Origin of the sequence: Halococcus morrhuae DSM 1307 (genome assembly GCF_000336695.1) — an archaeon.
Taxonomy (GTDB): domain Archaea; phylum Halobacteriota; class Halobacteria; order Halobacteriales; family Halococcaceae; genus Halococcus; species Halococcus morrhuae.
Map to the genome: position 1 here is coordinate 106,809 of NZ_AOMC01000152.1, position 24,379 is coordinate 131,187.

The 24,379-nt window shown below is 65.3% G+C and carries 28 protein-coding genes and 1 pseudogene; 16 read left to right on the forward strand and 13 right to left on the reverse strand.

The features are described 5' to 3' along the window. Nucleotides 1-65 precede the first annotated feature (65 nt). Both C448_RS13315 and C448_RS16950 read left to right on the forward strand, forming a co-directional pair. A complete protein-coding gene (locus tag C448_RS13315) occupies nucleotides 66-1,031 on the forward strand; it encodes a sugar phosphate nucleotidyltransferase (RefSeq protein ID WP_004055507.1) in 966 nt (321 codons plus the stop codon). A 62-nt stretch (nucleotides 1,032-1,093) separates the two neighbouring features. Continuing rightward, nucleotides 1,094-1,222 (forward strand): hypothetical protein, encoded by a 129-nt coding sequence (locus C448_RS16950; protein ID WP_275039133.1) that lies wholly within the window; start codon nucleotides 1,094-1,096, stop codon nucleotides 1,220-1,222. 4 nt (nucleotides 1,223-1,226) lie between these two features. On the opposite strand, the gene C448_RS13320 is transcribed toward C448_RS16950, so the two are convergent. Continuing rightward, complete coding sequence (locus C448_RS13320) at nucleotides 1,227-1,934, reverse strand: diphthine--ammonia ligase (RefSeq protein WP_004055508.1); 708 nt, start codon at nucleotides 1,932-1,934, stop codon at nucleotides 1,227-1,229. A gap of 94 nt (nucleotides 1,935-2,028) precedes the next feature. Here C448_RS13320 and C448_RS13325 point away from each other — a divergent pair, with 94 nt between their 5' ends. From C448_RS13325 to C448_RS13335, 3 genes are read left to right on the forward strand one after another with little or no spacing between them, the layout of a single operon-like run. Next, complete coding sequence (locus C448_RS13325; protein ID WP_004055509.1) at nucleotides 2,029-2,445, forward strand: zinc ribbon domain-containing protein; 417 nt, start codon at nucleotides 2,029-2,031, stop codon at nucleotides 2,443-2,445. Between the two features lie 37 nt (nucleotides 2,446-2,482). Next, complete coding sequence (locus tag C448_RS13330; protein WP_004055510.1) at nucleotides 2,483-2,932, forward strand: DUF5810 domain-containing protein; 450 nt, start codon at nucleotides 2,483-2,485, stop codon at nucleotides 2,930-2,932. Nucleotides 2,933-2,956: 24 nt separating this feature from the next. Further along, entirely contained in the window at nucleotides 2,957-3,376 is a 420-nt protein-coding gene (locus C448_RS13335) for a DUF5809 family protein (protein ID WP_004055511.1), read from the forward strand. Nucleotides 3,377-3,385: 9 nt separating this feature from the next. Here C448_RS13335 and C448_RS13340 read toward each other — a convergent pair whose 3' ends face one another. The 3 genes from C448_RS13340 to dnaK form a co-directional block, all read right to left on the reverse strand. After that, the gene (locus C448_RS13340) at nucleotides 3,386-3,967 is read right to left on the reverse strand and encodes a VIT1/CCC1 transporter family protein (protein ID WP_004055512.1); all 582 of its coding nucleotides are present in this window, start codon (nucleotides 3,965-3,967) and stop codon (nucleotides 3,386-3,388) included. Further along, nucleotides 3,967-4,254 carry a DUF211 domain-containing protein gene (locus C448_RS13345; RefSeq protein WP_004055513.1) on the reverse strand — a complete coding sequence of 96 codons (288 nt, stop codon included), beginning with the start codon at nucleotides 4,252-4,254 and terminating at the stop codon, nucleotides 3,967-3,969. The genes C448_RS13340 and C448_RS13345 overlap by 1 nt, the downstream gene beginning before the upstream one ends. A gap of 106 nt (nucleotides 4,255-4,360) precedes the next feature. Beyond that, nucleotides 4,361-6,289 (reverse strand): molecular chaperone DnaK, encoded by a 1,929-nt coding sequence (dnaK, locus tag C448_RS13350; protein WP_004055514.1) that lies wholly within the window; start codon nucleotides 6,287-6,289, stop codon nucleotides 4,361-4,363. 196 nt (nucleotides 6,290-6,485) lie between these two features. Between dnaK and C448_RS13355 the strand changes: the two genes are divergently transcribed. Next, nucleotides 6,486-7,193, forward strand: a complete 708-nt coding sequence (locus C448_RS13355) for a YqjF family protein (protein WP_004055515.1) — start codon at nucleotides 6,486-6,488, stop codon at nucleotides 7,191-7,193. On the opposite strand, the gene grpE is transcribed toward C448_RS13355, so the two are convergent. Beyond that, nucleotides 7,183-7,809 (reverse strand): nucleotide exchange factor GrpE, encoded by a 627-nt coding sequence (gene grpE / locus C448_RS13360; RefSeq protein ID WP_004055516.1) that lies wholly within the window; start codon nucleotides 7,807-7,809, stop codon nucleotides 7,183-7,185. The genes C448_RS13355 and grpE overlap by 11 nt on opposite strands. Nucleotides 7,810-7,909: 100 nt before the next feature. Between grpE and C448_RS13365 the strand changes: the two genes are divergently transcribed. The 7 genes and pseudogenes from C448_RS13365 to C448_RS13395 form a co-directional block, all read left to right on the forward strand. Then, complete coding sequence (locus C448_RS13365; RefSeq protein WP_004055517.1) at nucleotides 7,910-9,298, forward strand: DEAD/DEAH box helicase family protein; 1,389 nt, start codon at nucleotides 7,910-7,912, stop codon at nucleotides 9,296-9,298. Nucleotides 9,299-9,337: 39 nt separating this feature from the next. Further along, the gene (locus C448_RS13370) at nucleotides 9,338-10,912 is read left to right on the forward strand and encodes a DUF790 family protein (RefSeq protein ID WP_004055518.1); all 1,575 of its coding nucleotides are present in this window, start codon (nucleotides 9,338-9,340) and stop codon (nucleotides 10,910-10,912) included. Between the two features lie 201 nt (nucleotides 10,913-11,113). After that, complete coding sequence (locus tag C448_RS13375) at nucleotides 11,114-12,433, forward strand: multicopper oxidase domain-containing protein (protein WP_049916354.1); 1,320 nt, start codon at nucleotides 11,114-11,116, stop codon at nucleotides 12,431-12,433. 837 nt (nucleotides 12,434-13,270) lie between these two features. Then, the gene (locus C448_RS13385) at nucleotides 13,271-13,552 is read left to right on the forward strand and encodes a ZIP family metal transporter (RefSeq protein WP_152415583.1); all 282 of its coding nucleotides are present in this window, start codon (nucleotides 13,271-13,273) and stop codon (nucleotides 13,550-13,552) included. A gap of 27 nt (nucleotides 13,553-13,579) precedes the next feature. Further along, the gene (locus C448_RS16190) at nucleotides 13,580-13,744 is read left to right on the forward strand and encodes a hypothetical protein (RefSeq protein ID WP_160162794.1); all 165 of its coding nucleotides are present in this window, start codon (nucleotides 13,580-13,582) and stop codon (nucleotides 13,742-13,744) included. Between the two features lie 6 nt (nucleotides 13,745-13,750). Continuing rightward, nucleotides 13,751-14,164 carry a plastocyanin/azurin family copper-binding protein gene (locus C448_RS13390; RefSeq protein ID WP_049916342.1) on the forward strand — a complete coding sequence of 138 codons (414 nt, stop codon included), beginning with the start codon at nucleotides 13,751-13,753 and terminating at the stop codon, nucleotides 14,162-14,164. Between the two features lie 118 nt (nucleotides 14,165-14,282). Next, a pseudogene (locus C448_RS13395) lies at nucleotides 14,283-14,956 on the forward strand (hypothetical protein); the annotation flags it as partial. 360 nt (nucleotides 14,957-15,316) lie between these two features. Here C448_RS13395 and C448_RS13400 read toward each other — a convergent pair. From C448_RS13400 to C448_RS13410, 3 genes are all read right to left on the reverse strand, one after another. Then, nucleotides 15,317-16,126, reverse strand: coding sequence for a DUF7847 domain-containing protein (locus C448_RS13400; protein ID WP_004055522.1), 810 nt, complete (start codon nucleotides 16,124-16,126; stop codon nucleotides 15,317-15,319). 169 nt (nucleotides 16,127-16,295) lie between these two features. Continuing rightward, nucleotides 16,296-16,817: a DUF7122 family protein gene (locus tag C448_RS13405; RefSeq protein ID WP_004055523.1), complete on the reverse strand. Its 522-nt coding sequence runs from the start codon at nucleotides 16,815-16,817 to the stop codon at nucleotides 16,296-16,298. After that, on the reverse strand, nucleotides 16,814-17,722 hold the full coding sequence (locus C448_RS13410) for an RsmB/NOP family class I SAM-dependent RNA methyltransferase (RefSeq protein WP_004055524.1): 909 nt from the start codon (nucleotides 17,720-17,722) through the stop codon (nucleotides 16,814-16,816). The genes C448_RS13405 and C448_RS13410 overlap by 4 nt, the downstream gene beginning before the upstream one ends. A gap of 80 nt (nucleotides 17,723-17,802) precedes the next feature. On the opposite strand from C448_RS13410, the gene C448_RS13415 reads away from it, so the two are divergent. Beyond that, on the forward strand, nucleotides 17,803-18,540 hold the full coding sequence (locus tag C448_RS13415) for a proteasome assembly chaperone family protein (RefSeq protein ID WP_004055525.1): 738 nt from the start codon (nucleotides 17,803-17,805) through the stop codon (nucleotides 18,538-18,540). Nucleotides 18,541-18,842: 302 nt separating this feature from the next. On the opposite strand, the gene map is transcribed toward C448_RS13415, so the two are convergent. Together map and C448_RS13425 are read right to left on the reverse strand one after the other, a co-directional pair. Then, nucleotides 18,843-19,736 (reverse strand): type II methionyl aminopeptidase, encoded by an 894-nt coding sequence (map, locus tag C448_RS13420; RefSeq protein ID WP_004055526.1) that lies wholly within the window; start codon nucleotides 19,734-19,736, stop codon nucleotides 18,843-18,845. A 39-nt stretch (nucleotides 19,737-19,775) separates the two neighbouring features. Then, the gene (locus C448_RS13425) at nucleotides 19,776-20,624 is read right to left on the reverse strand and encodes an isoaspartyl peptidase/L-asparaginase (RefSeq protein WP_004055527.1); all 849 of its coding nucleotides are present in this window, start codon (nucleotides 20,622-20,624) and stop codon (nucleotides 19,776-19,778) included. Nucleotides 20,625-20,725: 101 nt separating this feature from the next. Here C448_RS13425 and icd point away from each other — a divergent pair, with 101 nt between their 5' ends. Further along, nucleotides 20,726-21,979 carry an isocitrate dehydrogenase (NADP(+)) gene (gene icd / locus C448_RS13430; protein WP_004055528.1) on the forward strand — a complete coding sequence of 418 codons (1,254 nt, stop codon included), beginning with the start codon at nucleotides 20,726-20,728 and terminating at the stop codon, nucleotides 21,977-21,979. 7 nt (nucleotides 21,980-21,986) lie between these two features. Here the strand turns inward: icd and C448_RS13435 are convergent, their stop codons facing one another. Next, on the reverse strand, nucleotides 21,987-22,217 hold the full coding sequence (locus C448_RS13435; protein WP_004055529.1) for a hypothetical protein: 231 nt from the start codon (nucleotides 22,215-22,217) through the stop codon (nucleotides 21,987-21,989). A 51-nt stretch (nucleotides 22,218-22,268) separates the two neighbouring features. Then, nucleotides 22,269-22,604 (reverse strand): cupin domain-containing protein, encoded by a 336-nt coding sequence (locus C448_RS13440; protein ID WP_004055530.1) that lies wholly within the window; start codon nucleotides 22,602-22,604, stop codon nucleotides 22,269-22,271. Nucleotides 22,605-22,664: 60 nt separating this feature from the next. Here C448_RS13440 and C448_RS13445 point away from each other — a divergent pair, with 60 nt between their 5' ends. Continuing rightward, nucleotides 22,665-23,189 (forward strand): DUF5817 domain-containing protein, encoded by a 525-nt coding sequence (locus C448_RS13445; RefSeq protein ID WP_004055531.1) that lies wholly within the window; start codon nucleotides 22,665-22,667, stop codon nucleotides 23,187-23,189. Between the two features lie 3 nt (nucleotides 23,190-23,192). Here the strand turns inward: C448_RS13445 and C448_RS13450 are convergent, their stop codons facing one another. After that, nucleotides 23,193-24,275 (reverse strand): LolA family protein, encoded by a 1,083-nt coding sequence (locus tag C448_RS13450; protein ID WP_004055532.1) that lies wholly within the window; start codon nucleotides 24,273-24,275, stop codon nucleotides 23,193-23,195. Between the last annotated feature and the right edge of the window lie 104 nt (nucleotides 24,276-24,379).

Below are 24,379 nucleotides of genomic sequence, written 5' to 3' on the forward strand. Positions count from 1 at the left end.
GATGGCGACCGTCACCGGAGTGGGCAATGGAAAGGGACTTATCCGGCCGCCGAGAGCGAATTTGCATGGATGCAATCGTACTCGCCGGAGGCTACGCGACACGTCTCTGGCCGATTACGAAACACCGCCCGAAGATGTTCCTGCCGGTCGGCGGGGCTGACGTCATCGACCGGATCTTCGACGAACTGGAGACCGACGACCGTATCGAGGACGTCTACGTGAGCACGAACGAGCGCTTCGCCCCGGAGTTCGAGCGCCACATCGCGGAGAGCGGGTTCACGAAACCGCGCCTCAGCGTCGAGGAGACCACCGACGAGGACGAGAAGTTCGGCGTCGTCGGTGCGCTCGCCCAGCTCGTCGAGCGCGAGGGGATCGACGACGACCTGCTGGTGATCGCCGGCGACAACCTCATCAGCTTCCCGCTCAGCGACTTCGTCGACGAGTTCGAATCCCGCGGCGCGCCGACGATCGCGGCCTACGACGTCGGCTCGAAGGAGCGCGCGAGCTCCTATGGCCTGGTCGAGCTCGACGGCGATCAGGTCGTCGACTTCCAGGAAAAACCCGACGAACCGAACAGCACCCTCGTCTCGATCGCCTGCTACGCCTTCCCCGCCGAAGCGCTCGCCTTCGATGAGTATCTCGCGGGCGACAACAACCCCGACGAGCCGGGCTGGTTCATCCAGTGGCTCCAGGCGACCCGCGCGGTCTACGCCTACACCTTCGACGGCGCGTGGTTCGACATCGGCACGCCCGAGAGCTATCTCGAAACCGTCGCGTGGGCGCTCGACGGCGATGCCGCGATCGACGCCGAGGCCACGGTCGAAAACAGCGAGATCGGCAGCGGCGTCCACGTCATGGGCGGTGCAGTCGTGCGGAATTCGACGATCGAGCGCTCGGTCGTCTTCCCGAATACCACCGTCGAGGACTGCACGGTACGGGACTCGATCCTGGACGAGGAAGTCGATGTCGCCGGCACCGACCTCACGGACGCGCTCGTCGGCGCGCACACGAAACTGCCCGACGGCGACTGACGCTCGCCGATACGGACACGGCTGACCGTAGCCCTCTTTTGCACCGCCGTCCTCGCACGGGTATGGCATCGCGTTCGACGAAACTCGTCACGGGTATCGCACTGCTGATCGCCGTCTCGTTCGCCGTCCACTACGCGCTGTTCGGGTCGCTCCCGGTCGGCAAGCCCGCGCTGCTCGACAGCGACGAATAGCTCGTCAGGAATCGCCGAGCCACGCATCGGTGATGCGCAACCGCCCGCGCACGCCGTCCCATTCGGTTTCGTACTCGAGCTTCAGCGGCCGCTCCATCTGCGGGCCATCGGTCACGAGCGTCTCGAACCCGCCACCCTCGCCGAGGAGGTGGACGCCGTAGTCGTCGTTGAGCCCTTCGAGTTCGTCGAAGGCCTCGGCGTCGAGCGTGCGTCCGAGCCAGGACTCGTCGAGGCCGGCAGCCGCCACGGCGATCACACGGATCTCGAAGCCGGCAGCGAGCATCGCGTCGGCGAGCGCTCGGGGATCGCGCTGCCAGAGCGGGGCGAACAGGTCGATGTCGAGGCGTTCACACATCGCCTCGATCCGGCTGGTCTGGAACTCGCTCTCGATTGCACCCGCGACGACGCCCGTGAGTCCGCCATCGATGTCGGCGTCGAGCTCACGCAGTGCGCGTTCGAGCGGTTCGAGCTCGGCATCGCCGCGCGCACTGGAATCGGTTCCCTCGTGGCCGCTCGACTCGACTTCGAGCAGTTCGATGCCGATGCTCTCGGCGGCCAGCCCCGCGAGCTCGGTCGCCGGGACGTGATAGAGAAACGAGTCCTCGTCGGGATGGACGGTGACAAGCCGAGCGACCGACAGTCCGTCGTCGAGCGCGCGATGGAGCGCCCACGCCGAGTCCTTCCCGCCGGAGAACAGGCTCACCCACGCCATGCCAGAGGTATCGTGCCGTCGGCTAAACGCGCTCCGATCCGGGCGGCGTCGTGGACCCGAACGTTCAGGAGCCCGCACGAGTTACGTGGGGGCGATGAACGGACATCGTTCGGGGAAACGCCCGCTGCTCGCCGCCGCGCTGGCGCTGCTCTACCCGGGACTCGGCCATCTCTACCTGCGCGAGTGGCTGCGTGCGCTCACCTGGTTCGGGCTGACGTTCGCGACCGTCGCGATCGCACTGCCGGCCTCGGCGATCCCCGAGACCAGTGCGGGGTTCAGCCTCGATGCGGTCATGCAGGCGAGCGAGGCGCTCCCGATGGAGGCCGAGATCGCGATCTTCGTCCTCTTCGTGCTCAACACGATCGACGCCTACCGCATCGCCCGGGGCTCCCGAACCAAGCAATCGACCGTCGCCGACGGCAAGCAGCGCTGTCCGAACTGCGGGCGCGAGACCGACGCCGATCTCGAGTTCTGCCAGTGGTGTACCGAGCCGCTCGCGGCCGACGAATGAGCGCGGGATAGAAGCGCGTCGAGAGTCAAGAAAAGATATGGGCTATGCCTGTCCCGTCTGTGAGACGCCGCAGGCCGACGCACGCCACCTCGCTAACCACCTCGCGTTCACCGCGCTGCTCGGCGACGACGAGCACGAGTCATGGCTCGACGAGCACGCACCGGGCTGGGAGCAATCCGGCGAGGACGAGCTCGCCGAACGAGTCGAGGAGGGTGCTGCGGAGGTCGAGTTCCCCCAGGTCTTCGAGGACACGACCGGTCACGACCATCACCACGGCGACGAGCCGCGATCGGGCGAACTGTTCGACGATCGACCAACGCGCGGGCCGTCGAAGGAGGGGAGCCTCGACGCCGAGACCGCCGCCGCGGTCGAGCAAGCGCGCGCGATGACCGAGGACACACGTGACGAGAACGAGACGGCTGGTGGGAATGCAGCGGGCGACGAGAGCGATGAAAGCAACGATGGCAACGCGGACGAAAACGAGTAACCGTCCGCCGGGCGAACCGCTCGTATGCACACGGTTGGACGGTTCGCGCCCAGTACCGAGGAAGCCGCCCGCGAGCGCTACGAGGCGCTCGGTCCGACGGCTCAGACCGTCGTTCGGGAGGTCGCGACCGCGATGGAGTTCGACAAACCGGAATACGACGAGCGCGTGACGAGCACGGTCGTCGAGCGGGCGCGCAACGCACTATTCGCGTCCGGGCTCGAAGTCTCGGTCAGCCAGCGCGAGGCCTTCGACGACTGGCAGACTGAACATTCCGAATACGAGATCCACGTCATCGGCAACGAGAACGTCCCCCGGATCGCCTGGCACGCCGCACCCTTTTCGGAACAGGCCGTCGCAGCGACGTTCGCAAACGAGGAGCGCGCGGCCATCGAAACCCTGCGCCGGCAGGCGTTCGGCCGGCTCTATCGCGATCTCGTCGAATAGAATTCCGGATCAGCCAGGGAGGAAGACGTTGAGAACGGCGACGACGATGCCGGCGAGCCCCATCCGGATGCCGGCGATATACCAGCGCTGGCGGGAGATCGAGGCCATGTACGCCCCGAACGAGAAGAGGATCCCGACGGCCATCGCGACGGAGACGAGCGTCGCCTGGAGCAGCGAGAAAGCCGTGCCCTCGAACAGGAACGGCGTGAGCGGGACGATGAGCCCGAGTAGTGGGCCGAGACCGCTCATGAGTGCGTTGACGACCTGATTGCTCATCTTGTCGCGTTCGATGCGGGTATCGCTCAGATCGGCGAGCATCGCCTCCTCGGTCTCCTGGATCTCGGCGCGCATCTCCGCGCGCTCGATCTCCCAGACGCTCCAGACCCCGGAGGTGGTGAGACCGACGGCCGCTGCGAGACCGAGGCTGATCACCGTGAGTCCGTCGGAGATGCCCGAGAGATAGGCTCCGACGGTGACGCCGACGCCGGTGAGCGCGCCGTCGAAACCATTTGAAACGAAATACCGGCGGGCGATCGGGCCCACCATGTCGGTGTCGATCCGGTCGGTCAACGACGTTTCGTCGTCGGCCATCAGTCCTGTGCCGTCGGGCTGTCTTCGACGATGTACTCGCCGCAGGCGACCCGATCGACCGAGTGGATTCGTGCGCCGGTGTCCTCGACCGTCGCGTTCACCGTCTCGAAATCGATATCCGTGCCTTCGATGGTGAACTTGATGTTACGGACCTCCTCGTCCATCTCCAGGAGCACGGCGTTGACGCCATCGACGCCATCCAGATCGGCGATCTCGTCGGCGACCGCAAGCATGGTCGGCTCGTGGGGCTTGAGAACGTCGATGACGAGTTGGCGAATGGTGGCCATCCCGCATTCGTACGATGCAGGGCGGTAAGGGTGTGTTGGTATGTCGTCCGTCCGGTCAACGATCGGTTCGATTCAGTCGAGGATTCGATCGAAGAGGGGCGGTCGCTTAGGCCGACGAGTCGTCGGCCTCGTCCTCGCCGTCGATATCGACGTCCTCGAAGTCGGCGTCAACGTACTCCTCGTCGTCACCGTCGCCGCCAGCGCCACCCATGTCGCCCATGCCACCGGGGCCGGCACCCGCCGTGCCTGCCCCGCCAGCGCCGCCCGCACCGCCGGCGGCCTGCTGTGCGGCCTCCTGCTGTTCGTACATCTGCTTGCCGATCTCCTGAAGCTCCGTCGAGAGCTCCTCGGTGGCGTCCTGGAGCTCCTCGGTCGTCGCGTCCTCGTCCTCCAGAACTGCTTCGACGTCCTCGATGGCATCCTCGATGTCAGCCCGGAGGTCGTCTTCGACTTCCTCCTCGTTCTCCTCTAGGAGCGAGTTCGCGCGCTGGACCGAGCTCTCGGCCTCGTTGCGCGCCTCGATGCGCTCGCGGCGCTGCTCGTCCTCCTCGGCGTACTCCTCGGCCTCCTCCTGCATGCGGTCGATCTCGTCGTCCGAGAGCCCCGCACCGCCCTCGATGGTGATCTCCTCGGAGTTGCCCGAGCCCTGGTCGTGGGCCTCGACGTTGACGATGCCGTTCTCGTCGATGTTGAACGTCACCTCGATCTGGGGCGTTCCGGCGGGCGCGGGCGGGATACCCGAGAGCTGGAACTCGCCGAGGAGTTCGTTCTCGTCGGCGATCTCGCGCTCACCCTGGAACACGCGTACCTGAACCTGGGTCTGATTCGCGGCCGCGGTCGTGAACACCTTCGACTCCTCGGTCGGGATCGTCGTGTTCTTGTCGATGAGACGCTCGAAGAGGCCACCCTTGACCTCGATGCCCAGCGAAAGCGGCGTCACGTCGAGCAGCACGATATCGTCGACGTCGCCCGCGAGCACGCCGCCCTGGATGGCCGCGCCGAGGGCGACGGCCTCGTCGGGGTTGACGTTCTTCTGGGGGTCCTGACCGACGATCTCCGAGACCTGTTCTTGGACCTGAGGCATCCGCGTCGACCCGCCGACGAGGATCACCTCGTCGATGTCGTCGGCGTCGTAGTCCGCGTCGTCGAGCGCTTGCTGGGTCGGGTCGACAGTTCTGTCGATCAGGTCGGAGGTAAGCGACTCGAACGTCGCGCGAGTGAGTTTCTCCTCCAGATGGACTGGTCCCGAATCCGTCGCGGTGATGAACGGGAGGTTGATCGTCGTCTCCTTCCGGTTGGAGAGTTCGATCTTGGCCTCCTCGGCGGCGTCCTTCAGCCGCTGGAGCGCCTGGCGGTCCTCGCGGAGATCGAAGCCGTGCTCTGACTCGAACTCCTCGGCGAGGTGGTCGATGATGGCCTCGTCCCAGTCGTCGCCACCGAGGTCGTTGTCGCCGTTCGTGGCGACGACCTCGTAGACGCCGCCACCGAGATCGAGAACGGAGACGTCGAAGGTCCCCCCACCGAGATCGTAGACCATGACGGTCTGGTCGGAGTCGTCGTCGAGCCCGTAGGCCATCGACGCCGCGGTCGGCTCGTTGATGATGCGCTCGACGTCGAAACCGGCGATCTCGCCGGCGTCCTTCGTCGCCTGGCGCTGGCTGTCGGAGAAGTAGGCGGGGACGGTGATCACGGCTTTCTCGATCTCGTCGCCGAGATACTCCTCGGCGTCGCGCTTGATCTTGCCGAGGATGAGCGCCGAGATCTCTTCGGGCGTGTAGTCCTCGCCGTCGATCTCGACGGTGTGGTCCTCGCCGATGAACCGTTTGATCGACTCCACAGTTCGATCGGGGTTCTGGATCGCCTGGTTCTTCGCGGGTTTGCCGACGAGACGCTCGTCGTCGGTGAACGCCACCACGGAGGGTGTGGTGCGGTCGCCCTCGCCGTTGACGATGATCTCAGGATCGCTGCCTTCCATCACTGCGAACGCCGAGTTCGTCGTCCCGAGGTCGATACCGAGGATCTTGTTGCTCGCCATTGTTGGCCCCAACTATCGCTTTGGGCCGGTTAAAAGTTGCTAGATACGCCGACTCATCCCACCGCGCGCTGGTCTCCCCTGCTGCGGTTTTCGGGCCATCCCTGCTTGCGACCCACGGCGTATAAATCGGACCGCAACACGACCGCTCGTCCGACCCAGCGGAAAGGGCCAAGCCGCTCGCCGCCCTCGATCGGGTATGGTTGTCGCGCTCGCGATGGAGTGGCGAGAGCTCCTGTTCGCCAACTGGCCCGTGGATCCTGACATCGTCTCGGCACACCTCCCCGACGCGCTCGCCGTCGATAGCCACGACGGCAGCGCCTGGCTCTCGGTCGTGCCGTTCACCAACGCCGCCGTCCGCCCGCGCCGGCTGCCGAGCCGACTCGGGATCGACCTCCCCGAACTCAACCTCCGCACCTACGTCACCGTCGATGGCACGCCCAGCGTCTACTTCTTCAGCCTCGACGCCGAGGGACTCCTCGGCGTGATCGGCGCACGACTGTTCCATCACCTCCCGTACTACTACGCACGCATGCGCCACGGGCGCGACGGAAACGGCCGCAACCGCTTCGAGAGCCGACGCCTGCATCCCGGAGCCAGACCCGTGGAGTTCCAGGCGAGCTACGAGCCTGCCGGCGAACGACTCGATCCATCACCCGACTCGCTGGCGACGTTCCTCACCAAGCGCTACCGGTTCGACACCGAAGCGCCGGACGGGAGCGTTCGCTACTCGAACGTGAACCACGATCCCTGGTCGCTGTATCCCGCCGACGTGACGATCGAGGAAAATTTTCTCTTTCGCGCGAACGGGTTCGCCGATCCGCCCGGGGAGCCGGTCTGTTACTACAGCCCCGGCGTCGACATCACCGCGTCGCCGAGTCGAGCACGGGACGACGCTACTCGCTGACGGTGATCTGTGCCGGGCGGAGCACCTTCTCACCCATCTCGTAGCCCGGACGATAGAGCTCGGCGATCGTGTCTTCGGGCTGGTCGCTGTCGACGCGCAGCATGACCTCGTGGCGCTGCGGATCGACCGCATCGCCCGCGTCGGGTTCGATCGCCGTGACGTTCTCCTCGTCGAGGATCCGGTCGAACTCCTCCAGCGTGCTCTCGACGCCCGGGCGGATGTCCGCGTCCTCGTCCTGCGAGAGCGCCCGCGAGAGATTGTCGCGCACGTCGAGCAGACGCCCGACGAGGTCCTCGGTGGCGCGCTCGCGCAGTTCCTCCTGCTGGCGCTCGGTGCGCTGCTTGTAGTTCTGGAAGTCCGCCTGTTTGCGCGTCAGTTTCGATTCGAGCTCGTCGATCTCTTCGTCCCGTTCCTCGACGCTCCGCTCGGCGTCCGCGGCGCGCGCGCGCAGCGTACGCACCTCGTCTGCGAGTTCGTCGGTCGTCGCCTCCTCGATGCGCGCTTCGAGGCTCTCGAACCCCTCTTCGTCCTCGGTCACGCCGTCGGTGCCCGCGTCCTCGTCGTCGACTGGCGCTTCGGCGGCCGACTCGTCGACCCCGACGTCGTTGTCGCTCATGCTCGAACCGAGTCGATACACGGACAAAAGGATTCAGAAAGCCGCTGCGCAGCGGCGAGCGGATGGACAGCGATTAACGACGCGCACCCGTACGGCGGCCGTGGCGGACGTCACGCTCAGCTTCGAGGACGGCACCATCCGCGTCGCGGGCGGTGCCGATCTCGATCTCCCCGTCGAACGCGATCCGCGATCGAAGACCGGTCGTGCGCCCGCCGTGCGCTACGCGGCGCTGGTCGCGGCGCTCGACGGTCGCGACGTCGACTACGATGACCGTGTGCTGGCTGCGCCGGCGCTCGACGGTCGCGACGTCGACTACGATGACCGTGTGCTGGCTGCGCCGGCGCTCGACGTCGCCTCGGCGTACGAACTCCGAGAATATCAGCAGACGGCGCTCGACGCGTGGCGGGCGAACGACGACCGGGGCTGTCTCGAACTCCCGACGGGCAGCGGGAAGACCGTCATCGGCATCGAAGCCATCGAGAAATTGAGGACCGCGGCGCTGGTCGTCGTCCCCACGATCGATCTTCTGGAGCAGTGGCGACGCGAGCTCGAAACCGAGTTCGGGATCCCGATCGGCCAGCTCGGCGGCGGCGAGCAGCGTGTCGAGGCGCTCACCGTCGCGACCTACGATTCGGCGTACCTGCGTGCCGAGGACATCGGCGATCGCTTCGGGCTCGTCGTCTTCGACGAAGTCCACCACCTCGGCAGTGAAGGATATCGCGACATCGCTCGCCTGCTCGCCGCACCCGCCAGACTGGGTCTGACGGCGACCTTCGAGCGACCCGACGGCGCACACGAGGCCATCGAGGCACTCTGTGGCCCGCTCGTCCACCGCATCGCGCCCGACGAGCTCGCCGGCGACCACCTCGCGGCCTACGACATCAAGCGACTCGACGTCGCGCTCTCCGACGAGGAACGGGCGGAGTACGACGAACATCGCGAGACGTTCACGAACTATCTCGCACAGTCGAACCTCGACATGCGAAGCGGCAGCGACTACCGAAAGCTCGTCATGCGTTCGGGCTCCGATCCGGCGGCGCGCGAGGCGCTGCTCGCGAACCAGCGCGCCCGTGAGGTGATGATGAACGCCGACGCCAAGGTCGCAACCCTCGCCGACCTGCTCGATCGCCACCAGGGGGATCGGATCATCGTCTTCACCGCGCACAACGACTTGGTCTATCGCCTCTCGGAACGGTTCCTCCTGCCGGCGATCACCCACCAGACGGGGGCGAGCGAGCGCCGCGAGATACTCGAAAAGTTCCGAAGCGGGAGCTACTCGCGGGTCGTCACGGCGAACGTCCTGGACGAGGGCGTCGACGTGCCGGACGCGAACGTCGCGATCGTCCTCTCGGGTAGCGGTTCCGAACGGGAGTTCACTCAGCGCCTCGGCCGGGTGTTACGCCCGACCGAGGACGGCGGGCGGGCGCTGCTCTACGAGGTCGTCACCGAAGCGACCGCCGAGGAGCGCGTCGCCGAGCGCCGACACTGAGGACGAGGGCGTTTTGGCCATCGCCGCCCGAACGACCCTGTGCTCACGAAGGACCTCCTCCGGGTGTCGCGGGCGGGCGGTGGCTACCACCCGCAGTTCACAGCCAGGGAAGATCGCCCGCTCGCGGCACGGGTCATCGGGGTCTATCAGGGCCACGTCGGCCGGTCGCGCGCCGATCTCGACGACGCGCTCGCGGCTCTCGAAGGGGAGGCCGACGATTTCAAACTCGTTCGCGGGTTCGCCAAACTCCTGGAGCGCGAGGCGACCTTCGAGACGCGCAGCGAGCTGGCCCCCGAGCGTGCCCGGAGCACGGCGTTCGCGGCTGCCGAATCCGTTGGCGTCGTGACCGAAGACGACCGCGAGCGCGCGCTGTCGCGGGCCGCCGATCGGCTCGATGCCACGTCGGGGACGGTTGCGGGCTCGCTGTACGCCGATCTCGACGAGCGACAGATTCTCGTCGACCTCGACGTTCCCTGGGATCCCGAGGAGCTCTGCGCCCAGTACGACCTCTCGCTGGCACAGACAGCTCTGTTCGACGCGACCGAGCTGCGCGTGCGGAGTTCCGATCCGAAGGCGCTCGTCTCGGCGGTCAAACGGCTGCGACTGCTCTACGAGATCCGGAAGACGGGCGAGTCGGGGGCGGCACTCTCCGAGCGGGAAGTCCACGTGACGGGCCCCGATAGCCTCTTTCGCCGGACGAGGCGCTACGGCACTCGATTCGCCCGACTGCTCAGGAGCGTCACGAAAGCGGGCGAGTGGGAGCTCGCGGCGACGATCGACGACCGCGGGACCGAGCGCGAACTCCGGCTCACACAGGCCGATCTCCAGCCGCCGGGAACCGAGCCGGTGGTCGAAATCGACTACGACAGCCAGGTGGAGGCCGACTTCGCCGCGCGGTTCGACGCGCTCGATCTCGACTGGGAGCTCACCCGCGAGCCCGAGCCGCTCGAAACCGGCGCGCGGGTGATGATCCCTGATTTCGCCTTCGAGTGGCAGCATGGGGTTCCCGATGTCGCCGCCAGTGACTCGGAAGCAGGGAAGACGACGACTTCCCGTGATTTTCGTGTCTTCTTCGAGATCATGGGGTTCTGGACGCCAGACTACGTCCAGAAGAAGCTCGGCCAGATCGAGGGCCTGGAGGCGGTCGAGCTCGTCGTCGCGGTCGACGAGTCGCTCGGCGTCGGCGAGGAGCTCGAAGCCCGTGATGCCCGTGCGATCCCGTACACCGGATCGGTGCGGGTGCGTGACGTCCGCGATGCACTCCGAGAGTACGAGAACCGATTGAACGCGGAGAGTGCGGCGGCGCTGCCCGACGAGCTCGTCCCGGAGGACGACGCGATCTCGCTGGCGGCGCTCGCCGCCGAGCATGGCGTGAGCGAGAGCGCTATCGAGGAGAAACGGTTTCCCGAACACGAACTGGTCGGCCGAACGCTCGTTCGCCCGTCCGTTCTCTCGGCGCTCGACGCCGATATCGAACCGGAGATGGCGTTCTCGACGGTCGAAGAACGGATCGCCGAGGCGGGGATCGACGACGCGAGCGCGGTGCTTTCATGGCTCGGCTATCGCGTGGAGTGGGAAGGATTGAGCGGTGGGACGGTGCGCGAGAAGGACTGAGTCATCCGTTTCGTTCCGTGTCGATGCATTGGACCGATCGTCTCGATAGCACTGTCCCGCTCCCTCGCCGTTTTTTAGATAGTACTAATCCTATACTTAGACAGAAACAACTAAATGGATGGATAGCTCGTGTCCAATCGAAATGGTCGACGAACGATCGGCTGCCCACACCGCGGCGTGGGCGTCACTGCGAGGGGTATCATGCCATCGATGAACGAAGACGACGCGGCGTCGATGACCGAGCAGCTCGAAACCAGGCTGGTCGATTCCATCGAAGACCACGAGGGCGTCTCGCGCCGCACGGTGCTTGGCGGTCTCGCTCTCGCCGGTGGCTCGGCCATCACGGGCATCGGAGCCGCGCAATCGGGCAACGAAAGCGGCGGCAACGCGACCGCCGGCCACGATGCCAGCTTCGGGACGCCCGGGAAATACACCGAGAAGAATTTCGATCCACACGGCTATCTCCGTGAGTTCAACACCGGCGACTCGACAAACAAGCGTGACGCGATCTTCGGCAAGAAGGACGATCTGAACGCCGGGGTCTCACAGGAGAACGGACAGACCGTTCGCGAGTTCAACCTCACCGCGGTCCCCGAAGAGATCGAGATCGCCCCCGGCGTCACCTTCCCCTCGTGGATGTACAACGGGCAGGTTCCTGCGCCGACGCTCCGTGTCGAAGAGGGCGATCTCATTCGGATCAATTTCACGAACGGGTTCGCCGATATGGCGCACACGATCCACCCACACGTCCAGAACCTCAACCCGGCAATGGACGGGGTGCCACAGAACGGACCCGGGGCGATCAAACCCGGCGAGACGTTCACCTACGAGTGGCAGGCCCGACCCGCCGGCACCCATCTCTACCACTGCCACATGCTCCCGCTGAAGGCGCACATTCACCGGGGCATGTACGGTACGATCATCATCGACCCGAAACCCGAGAACGTCCGGGAGAACCCTCGGGATTACATCGATTATCACGGACCGATCACCGACGAGGTGCGTGAGATGGCCGTCGAGCGCGCGAAGAGTCGGAACATGATCTCACACGCCGACTACGTTCCCGACGGCTACGACGATATCGACGAGATGGTGATAATGATGAACGGCTTCGATACCAACTTCGATGCCGACAACGAAGTCTACGCGGCCAACACCCGCGCGTTCGCCTACGCACCGGCGAAGACGGAAAAGTACAACGGCGAGTGGGAAGGCGGCAAGACGAAACATCCCATCGAGATCAAGAAGAACAACCTCCAGCGAGTGCACGTGATTCAGACGCTCGAATACGACTTCATCAACTCGTTCCACACCCACTCACAGTTCTTCGATTACTACGACGCCGGGACGACGCTGTTCCCGAACCGGAGCACCATCGACACCGTGATGATGTGTCAGGCCCAGCGCGGCCTGTTCGAGATCGACTACAGCGACCACCAGCCGGGACTGTTCATGTTCCACGGCCACCAGTCCGAGTTCGCCGAGCAGGGCTGGATGAGTTTCTTCGAGGTGACCGAATGACGGGCGCACCGAAATCCGACGGCGGCGTTGCACGACGGCAGAAACAGCCCTTCGGCCTTCCACGGTGGGTCATGGGAGTCATCCCGATCGTGTTGCTCGTGCTGCTCGTCGGCGGGTTCGTGATGACGACACCGTTGGCCGGGCTTCAAACCGGTGAGCCTCTTCCGGACGTGGGAATCAGCCAGACGTCGCTGCCGAACGACCACACGATCCGTCTCCAAGTGACGAACAACGCCCCCGAACCGATAACGATCTCACAGGTTCGGATCGACGAGGCCAACTGGGGCTTCTCGATGAGCGGGGGTGACAACACGCTCGCCCCGCGCGAAAGCGCCACGATCGACATTCCCTACAACTGGATGGAGGGATACGACTACGACGTGGGGCTGATAGCGGCTGACGGGACGACGTTCCCGGTAACCATCGAAGCGGCCCAACTGACGACCGGGCTGACCGGACAGGTCGTCGGGACGCTCGCGTTCGTCGGGTTCCTGATCGGCGTCGTTCCCATCGCGCTCGGAATGTTGTGGTTCCCGTTCATGCAGTCGATGAGCGAGAAGTGGCTCAACGCCGTGCTCGCGTTCTCAGCCGGCGTGCTCGGCTTCCTCATCTTCGACGCCGGCTTCGACGTGTTCGAAAGCGCCGGGGACGTGCCATCGGTCTTCTCGGGATCGATGATCGCCGTCCTCGGGATCGCCGGGTCGTGGCTGGNTCTTCCTCATCTTCGACGCCGGCTTCGACGTGTTCGAAAGCGCCGGGGACGTGCCATCGGTCTTCTCGGGATCGATGATCGCCGTCCTCGGGATCGCCGGGTCGTGGCTGGTGCTGCAGGCGATCATGGACTGGCGAAACGACGGTGAGGAGTCACGGCTCTCGATCGCGTACTCGGCGGGGCTCGCGATCGGACTGCACAACCTCGCGGAGGGGCTGGCCATCGGCACCGCGTTCGCCACGGGCCGCTCCGCGCTGGGCGTGTTCCTCATCATCGGGTTCATGATCCACAACGTCTCGGAGGGGCCGGTGGTCGTCGCGCCGCTTGCGGACGGCGAACGGCCGCCAATGAGACACTTCGTGGCGCTCGGACTGCTCGCAGGCGCACCCGCCATCCTCGGCGGGTGAATCGGGAGTCTCTCCCAATCGCCGCTGTTGAGCACGCTGTTCCTCGCGATCGGGATCGGCGCGCTGTTGCAGGTCGTCGTCGACATCGTCGACATGGTCCGTCGTTCGGGATCGATCCGCTCCGCACCGAACATGCTGGGATTCGCCATCGGCCTCGTGTTCATGTACGGGACGAGCCTGTTCGCAGGCTGATCCACCATGACCGAGGACGGTTCCACACGACGGGCGTTCCTCCGCGGCAGTGGAGGAATCCTTGCCGTTGCGATGGCCGGTTGTGTCGGAAGTTCCAGTCAGGGCGACTCGAACACGAAATCGGTCGGAATGACTGATGAACTGAAGTTCGACCCGGAGACGGTACACGTCTCCGTCGGGACGACGGTCGTCTGGAAGAACTCGACCGACGCGAGCCACACCGTGACGGCCTACGAGGACGAAATTCCAGACGATACTGCGTACTTCGCCAGCGGCGGCGCGGACTCCGAGCAAGCAGCGCGGGAGAACGTCGACGACGGGTTGCTCCGTCCCGACGAGCAGTACAAACACACGTTCGAGCAGGCAGGTCAGTACGGCTACTTCTGTATCCCGCACGAACGCTCGAAGATGCTCTGTTGATCGTAGTTGGATAGCGTGATTGATTGGTCGCGTCGGAAAATCGTTCAGAACCGTCTGGGCAGTCGCTGAAACGAAGTCGTAGCTGACTCCTTGAAGGAATGGGGACTGATTGATGAACGTGAACGAGTCCCCGATTGAGGTTACGGTCACGATACACTTCGTTCTGACTATTGATCCAACTGAACAGTACCCACTTGCTGCCTTCGCGGAGTTTCTGACCGAGCAGCGTCTCGAATCGACGCTGCTCGAAGCGATCATCGAAAGCCTCAACGACGTACTCGTTGAGGCGTATTGTGGCGAAAAACACGCACAGGGAAACGGAACCAACCGATTCCAACGCTCGACAACGAAGATTCGCACGGCGGTTACTACCGTCGGCGAGCACGAGTTCTCCCTTAGCTACGTCGAAGACACTGCGGCAACTGACGACGAGAACGCTCACTTCCGCCCCATCGAACAATTCGTCGATTTCAACGGAAAGAAGCGATATCAGCAGGATATCGCTGCGCGAACAGTCGATCTTGCGACGGCTCNCAATTCGTCGATTTCAACGGAAAGAAGCGATATCAGCAGGATATCGCTGCGCGAACAGTCGATCTTGCGACGGCTCTCTCCTACCGTGATGCAGCCACACATGCCGAGGACCTCGAAAGGACGCCCTCGAAGGACACCATCCGCGATCGCGTGACCGAGTGCGGCAGGAAACTCACAGAGTTCGTTTCCAGCCGCATTGCCGGGTCTGAAGCTGAAACGGTCATCCCTGACGGAACCAACTGTTACAGTCAGGACGAACTGATTTCGAAACCGTGCAACGGGCTATTCCACTCAGCGTGCTCGCCGTCGCCGTCTTCGTCGGCGACGGCAGGCGCGTCTGGATCCTCCACGTGTTCTTTGGCAAGTTCTCGATANGTCGCAAACGTTCCATACCGCAAGAAGGCGTCCAATTCCCCTGAACTCAGCGGTAGAATCGCCGGACGGAACCGGCGATCAACAGAGCACTCGAAGATGGTCGGCACGGTCGTCGTCGAGGAGTAGCCGGCAGTTACCCGACGTCGGACATCGAACCGTAGCGGGACACCGATGTGAGCGATGGTTCCTCGAATCACGATCACCTCGATCGGGCTATCGCACCAATATCGTCAGGAGTACCAGCTACGGCGACGCGTTCGATTCGGCGGGACGGATATCACGATAGAACGCGACCCCGTAGGTCATCGAGAACGCGCCGACGACGCCGGTGAGCACGAGGAACACCACTGCGGCCACGGCGATGACGCCGAGCGAGGGCGTCTGCACGCCACCGGTCGCCGGGAACGTCCCGACCAGACCAAGCACTGCCCCGAACGCGCCGAAAACACCGCTGATGAGCATGACGACGAGCATGTAGCCGAGCGTACTGAGTTTGTGACTGCGAACCGCCCCCACGCTACGCTTGAACCCATCCACAGCGCCGAGATCGTCGATCACGATCGCCTGGCCGAAGAACTGGATGAAGAAGAACAGCACGAAGTACAGCAGGAACGCCACCAGGACGATGGCGGCGATGACGAGGACCGCGGCTCCACCGACTGCATCACCGCTTGCGGAAACGACGGCAAAACCGCCGATAGCGCCGATGACGAACAGCGCGATGACGTACACCACACCCAGCCCCATCATGATGAGAAGGGCACCGAGCATGGAGACGTAGTTCGCTTTGCCGGCACGCACGAACGTCCCGAGGCTCGTCGTTCCCGTGACGGCTTCGTTGCCCATGCCGATGATGCCGCCGAAAAAGAACGGATAGAGCAGTAGCAAGAGCAACGAGAGCAGTCCGGAAGCGATCACGATGGCGGGTGAATCGACCGACTGCATGAATATCTGTGGCAGTTGGACGAGTCCGAGCACCAACGCGACGACGATGAGGATCGGATTGCGGATCACTGCGGCGATCGACCGACGTCCTGCGGATATCGCACCCATGTCAGCATCGAATGTCGAGGGCCGCCAAATACTTTGTTACCGACACCGAGCAACGACAGAAAGTCGCTGCTGAGTCATCGACCTCGAACACCTCTATCTCGAAACTCCTGCCGAGCCTGCTCATCGTCGTCTCGCTCGTCAGCAGCATGGTTCTAGTGGGGCGGTCCGGTCACTCTCCATCGATCAGTTCACGACGTCGACCCTTCGGCACCTGTGAGCGGAGCTCGCCGTCGATGAACAGACCGACACCGAGCGGTTCGCGCTCGCCGGCGAGGTCGTGGGCCGCGATCAGATAGCCCCAGTCGCCGTCCCAGTCGATGGGTTGGTCCTCGCCGGCGACGAACCGCCGCGCTTCGGCATCGGCCAACTCGACGACGTTTTTCTCGGCGTGTCGCCCGAAGCGCTGGACTGCGTTCGTGGTCGGTTTCCAGTGCTCCTGGCGCGTGCGGAGAAACGTCATCCCGAGCGCCTCGGCTTCGAGCGGGCTCGCTACTGCGCCACGAAACGCCCAGAGCTTTCCCCCACCTTTCTCCCAGAACGAGTAGTTCTCAAAGATTTCGGGGGCGACCGCGTAGCGTTCGTCCCAGAAATCGAGGACTTCCTGGCGCGTGGCTCGGCCCTCGACGACGCGCTCGTCGGCGGTAGCGGGCAGGCGGTCAAGCTGCGAACCGTCGTTCGTTCGGTCGCTCATCCGCCGACCTCCACCTTCGCGCAGAAAAAGCCGCCCGTATCGTTCAGGTGGGGGTAGATCCGTTTGGCCTTCCGCACGCTCTCGTCGAACGCTTCGCCCTGCCACTCGGTGACGCCGGGGCGGGTTTCGAGATCACAGGAGAACTCGACGAGTCGGCAGTCCTCGGCCGAAAGAACGCTGTCGAGCACGGCCTCGTTCTCCTCGGGCGCGAACGTACAGGTCGAGTACACCACGCTCCCTCCGGAACGGGTCGCCTGCACCGCCCGCCGGAGGATCGATTCCTGCGTTGCGGCGATGGAGTCGATATATTCGAGCGACCACTCGTCGAGCGCGTCCGGGTTCTTCCGGATCGTCCCCTCGCACGAACACGGCGCGTCCACGAGCGCGCGATCGAACGCGTCGAAGTCGAACGGCTTGAGCGAGTAGTTCCGTGCATCGCGGTTCGTCACCGCCATCGAGGTGACGCCGAGGCGTTCAGCGTTGAATCGGAGTGCCGAGAGCCGGCCCAAACTCCGATCGTTCGCGACGATCGTCCCCTCGTCGCCGGCGAGTGCGGCGAGCTGGGTTGCCTTCCCGCCGGGGGCTGCACAGGCCGCCCAGACGCGCTCACCGGGATCGGGATCACAGACGAGCGCCGGCAGGGTCGAGACCTCCTCCTGACCGTGCAGCCAGCCGTGATAGGCCCCCCACGTCCGCCCCGGGCTGGTCGAATCGAGTCTGAGAAGTCCCGGATGCCACTCGACGGGCTCGTACTCCACACCCTCGTCGTCGAGTGCGTCCATCGCTCGCTCGGGCGTCGCCTTGATCCCATTCACCCGGACGACCGACGGGAGCGGGCGCTCGCAGGCCGCACGGAACGCCGAGAAATCGTCGACGAGCGATTCGTACCGTTCGAGAACGTCCATTAGGGAACCATCCGTCCGGGGTCGCTTGTCGATTTCGGAGTCGGGGGAGCCTTAAGGTGCCCCGTGATGAAGATGCCAGCATGGCACATGTCGACGTTGCAGCGGACGATATCGAACTCGACGAACCGACGCTCGTCGAGGGGCTGCCTGGCGTCGGGCTGGTTGGCAAGATCGTCGCCGACCACCTCGTCGATGCCTTCGAGATGGACTACTACGCCGGCATCCACTGCAGCGGCGTCCCGGAGGTCGGCGTCTATCGCGGCGAGCGCTCCGCCCTCAGACCGCCCGTGCGCCTCCACGCCGACGCCGAACGAGACCTCCTCGTGCTCCAGAGCGACGTCCCGGTCTCACCGAGCGAGGCGACCGAGTTTGCCACCTGCATCACCGGCTGGCTCGCCGACAACGACGTCACCCCGCTCTACCTCAGCGGCCTGCCCGACCAGTCCGACGAGGTACCCGAAGTCTACGGGATATCGACCGGCGCGGGCAACGACCTGCTCGACGACGCCGGCATCGTCCCGCCCGCCGAGGGCGGTCTCGTGAGCGGCCCGACCGGCGCGCTGCTCTATCACGCCGAGCAAACCGACCTCACGAGCGTCGGCCTCATCGCCGAGACCAACCCGCAGTTCCCCGATCCCGAAGCCGCCCGCGCGATCCTCGAACACGGCATCGAACCGCTCACCGGCATCGGGATCGACACGTCCGATCTCGTCGAACAGGCTGAGGAGATCCAGGAAGCCCGCGAACGCCTCGCCGAACGAATGCACCAGGCCGACGAGGAGAGCTCACAGGCCGAGCCGATCCGGATGTTCCAATAGTACCTTTTTACTGCGGGGGGTCGCGCTCGCTTCGCTCGCTTGACCCCCGCTTGCAAAAAGCTACGCTAAAAACACCCGCTCGTTCGCTTCGCTCACTCGCGGTGAACCGCGCTCGCTACGCTCGCGCGGACACTTTGTTCTCCGCAAACCGTACCGCACAGCACCGCTGAAGCCCTCGGCGCGCTCACTACGTTCGCTACTCGCTCCCTTCGGTCGCTCGCGTGCCTCGCCCTTCATCCGCCAGGACCGCACCGCAACCGCACCGACCGCACCGACCGCACCGCCGGCGGCTGGCGGCCGTTTCAGCGCTCGGTCGTCACTTCGCAGCCGTCCTCGGTGACGATGACGGTGTGCTCTTTCTGACTGACGAGATTGCCCGCGCTCTCCTTGAGTACGGGATAGCTGTGGACGACGTTCTGGCGTTCGAGCCGGCGCAGCGCCATCTCCGGCCGATCGACGTCGAGCCAGCGCGTCGCGAACGGGAGCGTTCGGAACTGGTCGGTAATCTGATCGAGCGCCTCGCGTGCGTCGCGGTTCCTGACCGAGCGTTCGTTTTCGAGCGCGAAGATCTCCGCCTCGTTACCCTCGCCGACCTTGCCGCTGCCGTCGGTGGCGAACGGCTCGATGGCGACCACGTCGCCGGCTTCGAGCTCGACGCTCTGGCTCACCGCGCGGTTCGGGATGTTCGGCGGCGTGTGCTGTTCCCAGTGGGCGAGCCCGTGCCCGGTGAGATTGACGACCGGGTTATAGCCGTAGTCGTCGATGACCTCCTCGATGCGTGCACCGATCTCGCCCGTGCTAACACCGTCCTCGACGAGTTCGAGCGCGGCCTCCAGCGCGGCTTCTGGCGCTTCGGCGAGGTCGGAATTGCCCGAGAGATCGACGGTGACGGCCGTATCGGCGAGCCAGCCATCGACGTGGACGCCGATGTCGAGGTTCACCATCTCCTCGCCGAATGTGGTATCCTCGTCGATGCTCGGCGTCGCGTGGGCGGCCTCCTCGTCGATCGAGATGTTGACCGGGAAGGCCGGCTCGCCACCCAGTTCCCGCGTGCGCTCCTCGGCCCACCGGGCGATTTCGAGGTGGCTCACGCCGACCTCGACGCGCTCTGCGGCCTCGTCGCGCACCTGTGCGAGGATCTCGCCCGCCTCGCGACATTTCTCGTGCTCCTCGTCCGAGAGGTCCACGTCGCTCATACCGTCTGGTGGGGCGTTCGGGCCAAAGGTCTGCCGTTCTCAGAAATCGGTGCTCGTCTGCATCGCCGCCGAGTTGTACGCGCTCCCCGTCTGCCCTGACTCGTCGAGAACGATGACGCCGGCCGTGGAGCCCGTCAGCCTCTCGAACTCGTCGATGGCGTTCGCCGCGGCGTCCGTGGGGTGTTCGCCGTCTTCGAGCCGTCGCACCGCCTCCCGCGCGAGCGTCGTCCGGGCGATGTCCTCGCCGGCACCGGTCGCGCTCGCCCCGCCGGCCGGCGAGGCGTAGAACCCACAGCCGATCTGTGGCACGTCGCCGACCCTGCCGGCGAGGGCGAACCACCGCCCGCCAGTCGAGGTCGCGGCCGCGACGTGCCCCTCGTCGACGGCGACCGCACCGACCGTGTCCGCCCCGCCGAACCGCTCGCGCACCCACTCGACGCGCTCTCCGATCTCGTCCGTCTCGGGCGGGTCGGCAGCCCTAAAGCGCTCGCGCGTGCGCTCGGTCGTGAGCTCTTCCGGCACAATGCCGAACCCCTCGGCGAACGAGACGGCGTGCTCGCCCGCGAGAAGCACGTGCGGCGTCTCCTCCATGATGTGGCGAGCGACGCCGACCGCGTGGCGAACCCCGGGCATCGAACAGGCCGCACCCGCCTCCCGCTCGTCGGTCATGATCCCGGCATCGGTTCTGACGACCCCGTCGGCCTGGATCGCCCCGCCGATCCCGGCGTTGAATCGTGGGTCCGCTTCGAGGATATCGATCGCGCTCACGACGGCGTCGACCGGCGTCGTCGCGTCCGCCCCGATGGCGGCGGCCTCGTCGAGAACCGACTGTCGTCGATCGGGTTCGTCCGGTTCGTCGCCCGCACCGCCGTGAACGATGAGCTGCATGGTCCGTGACGCGGCAGCAACCGGCATAACGCTCCCGAACCCATCCTCAACGGACGTTTGCGAAAGACAGGCCTTTTGGTACGGCCGGGCGAATCTTCAGTATGTCTTATGAACGGGTCGACGTTCCGAGCGCGGGCGAGCAGATAACCAGCGACGACAGCGAGCTCAACGTACCCGACGATCCCGTCGTTCCCATCATCCACGGCGACGGCATCGGGACCGACGTCGCCCCGGCCGCCCAGCGGGTACTCGGCGCAGCCGCCGAAGCCACCGGCCGTGATATCCACTGGATGCGCATCTACGCCGGCGAATCCGCCCGCGAGCGCTACGACGAGAACCTTCCCGACGACACGCTCGACGCGCTGCGCGAGTTCAAGGTCGGCATCAAGGGCCCGTTGACGACGCCCGTCGGCGCAGGCTACCGAAGCCTCAACGTCGCCCTGCGCAAACGACTCGAGCTCTACACGAACATGCGGCCGACCTACCACATCAAGGGCGTCCCCTCCCCCGTGAAGGACCCCGACGCGATGGACATGGTCAACTTCCGGGAGAACACCGAGGACGTCTACGCCGGCATCGAGTGGGAGGCCGGCACCGACGAGGCCGAGCGAGTGCGCGAGTTCGTCGAAGAGGAGATGGGCTTCACCGAATCGATCCACGAGGGACCCGTCGGTATCGGCATCAAGCCCATCTCGGAGTTCGGCACGAAACGGCTCGTCCGCCAGGCCATCGACTACGCGCTCGAAAACAGCCGCGAATCGGTGACGCTGGTCCACAAGGGTAACATCATGAAGTTCACCGAGGGCACCTTCCGCGACTGGGGCTACGAGGTCGCCCGCGAGGAGTACGGCGAGAACGTGATCACCGAGGACACGCTCTGGGACGAGCGCGACGGCGAAGCGCCCGACGCCGACGTGGTCGTCAACGACCGCATCGCCGACAACATGCTCCAGCAGATCCTCACCCGAACGGGCGAGTACGACGTCCTCGCGATGCCGAACCTCAACGGGGACTACCTCTCTGACGCCGCCGGCGCACAGATCGGTGGTCTCGGCATCGCTCCCGGCGCGAACATCGGCGACGGCCGCCTGCTCGCCGAACCCGTCCACGGCAGCGCGCCGAAATACGCCGGTCAGGACAAGGTCAACCCGACCGCGATGATCCTCTCGGGGCGCATCATGCTCGACCAGCTCGGCTGGAACGACGCCGCCGACCTGATCTACGACGGCGTCGAGGACGCAATCTCCTCGAAGAAGGTCACCTACGACATCCACCGCCAGATCGACGGCGGCGAGAAACTCGCCACCAGCGAGTTCGCCGATGTCGTCGTCGACAGCATCGAAGACAACGCCTGAATCGGCGCTACGACAGCCATCCCCGGATTTTTGCGACGTACTGCGGCGTTCGATAGATGATTCGTCCGAGCCCGACGACGAACCCCACCACCGCTCCTGCAACGACCACCCACTCGACGGTCGTCGGGACCGCTCCGGGAAGGAGCTGTGTGACGATCAGTACGACGACGGCGAGCAGCCAGATGGCGTAGAGCGCGAGAGCCATCTTCGTACCGGTGCGCCTGAGCGTTCGGTTCATACGTCCCACCGGAGAACGACCGAAATAATCGTTTCGTAGAGCCGTCGTTTCTCACTCCGCCCAGTCGGGGTTCTCCCTTGGCGGACTGAAGACATCGATGCCGCGGACGATGTCCTCGCCACGGTTCTCGACGCCGTGGGACTCCCCGCCGGCGAGCACGTAGCTGTCGCCCGGGCCGAGTTCGCGCTCCTCGCCGTCCAGGAGGAAAGTCAGGGTTCCCGCGACGAGATAGCCGGTCTGTTCGTGGGGATGGCTGTGTGGCGGGACGCTCGCACCTGGTTCGACCGCGAACCGCTGAACGCTCATTGCCTCGCCGCTGGCCAGCATCGCGAGGTGGACGCCGTCGATCGCCTCGGTCGATTCGCGTTCGGTGCCGATGAGTTCCATGACCGCTACTCGTTCCGTGGCTACCTAAAGGTTCAACAGGGTCGATATGCAAATTCGAGCATGTACGCGGTCGTCGGCTGCAGTGACTGTGGGAGCTTCTGGGTCGTCGAGGGTCGCCCGGAGACGACGAGCTGTCCCGGCTGTCGCACGCGCCACCGCTTCGAGCGCCTCACGAAGTTCGCCGAGACCGACACTGCCGACGCGGCCCGCCAGGCCCGGACCGCACTGCTGGCCGATCGCAGCGAGTACGCGCCCGACGATCTGGACTCGTTCACCGCGCTCGAATCGCGTGCCGAGAGCGGTGGAATGAGCGACGACGAATATCTCGAACGATCGGGGCTCGACGCCGAAACGGTGCGCGAGGCGGGCGAGCGCGCGACCGAAGGTGGCGAGGGGAGTGGAAGCCAGAGCCGAATGGATATCGTTCGTGCGGCGCTCGCCGATCTCGATCGCCCGACCGAAGAGGAGATCGTCACATATGCGCGCGAACATGGCGTTCCCACGGAGTTCACTGAACGTGCACTCGAAAAACTCGTTCGTCGGGGTGCGGCGAGCGAACATCAGGGACGATATCGCTCGCTCTGATAATTATTCGACCGCTTCGGCGAGTGCGACCGCTTCATCGGTCGAACCCTCGGTCACGAGCGCGTGGGTGGTTGCCCCGTCGGTCCAGACGACCACCGTCCGGTCGTCCATCGTCGCCGCGGTCGCGTCCGTTCCGTCGACTGCGACGCTCGTTCCGTTCAACCGCTCGTAGGGAACCTGCTCGCCGTCGGTCGTGACGAGCGTGGCGTTCGTCGCGCCGTCCGCGTACTGCTGGGCGACGATCGTTCCGTCGCCGGTCCCCGCGACGGTCGCTTCCTGAAACTCGAACCCGTCGGCGGCGAGCGTCGGGAGATCACCGTCGACGGCCTCGTTCGTGGCGTCGAAACCGTCGTAGCTCTCGGTCGTGCTCGCGGTGCGGTCGGCCGGCGGCGCGAACGTGCTCTCGTGGACGCTCGCGTTGAAGCGCTGATCGTCGTAGCGCACGGTCGTCGTGTTCACCCCGTCGGTGACGCGCGCTTTGAGCAGTCGCGAGTCGTTCGTCGCGACCCACATCGTCCCCTCGGCGTCGACGCTCTCGTTGTCGTGGCTGAGCGAAACGACGTACGCCTCGGTTCCGTCGACGGTTTCGGTGCCGGTCCGGGTCGCGCTGAGGTTCGCCGCGGCCGCCTCCATCTTCTCGGCTCCTGGAGCCGAGTCGTTGGCGTCGAACGTCGCCGCGCGCTCCCGGGCCGCCTCACAGAGCTCGCTCGCATTTTCCGAGCCGTTCTCGACGGTCCACGCACGCTGGAGCGTGGGCGAATCGACCCACGCGACGCTGCCGTTGGTGCCCATCGCTACCGTTCGGCCGTCCGTCGTGATCGCGACGCGTGCGCCCTCGTCGTCGGCGAGCGCGTACTCGACGGTACCGGTGTGGTTCGCGCTCGCGTTCGACACCGTGACGTCGGCGCTACCGGTGAGCGTTTCGGCGCTTTCGTACTTCTCGTGAGTATCCTCGAGAATCGCTTCACCGGACGGACCGTCGGTCGACTGGGCGAACGCCACGCCGCCGACGACTGCCCCCACGACGCAGAGCAGCACGAGGGCGATGGCGGGCGAGACGCGCCCACGGGTTCCGGAATCGTCCATTGCCAATCTTTGGCACTGGACGAGTAAATACCCACGGTCGCGGCCCAAATCACCCGTTCGTCCGCCCCGATGTCGAGCGACGACATCTTCATTGGGCCGAGTCC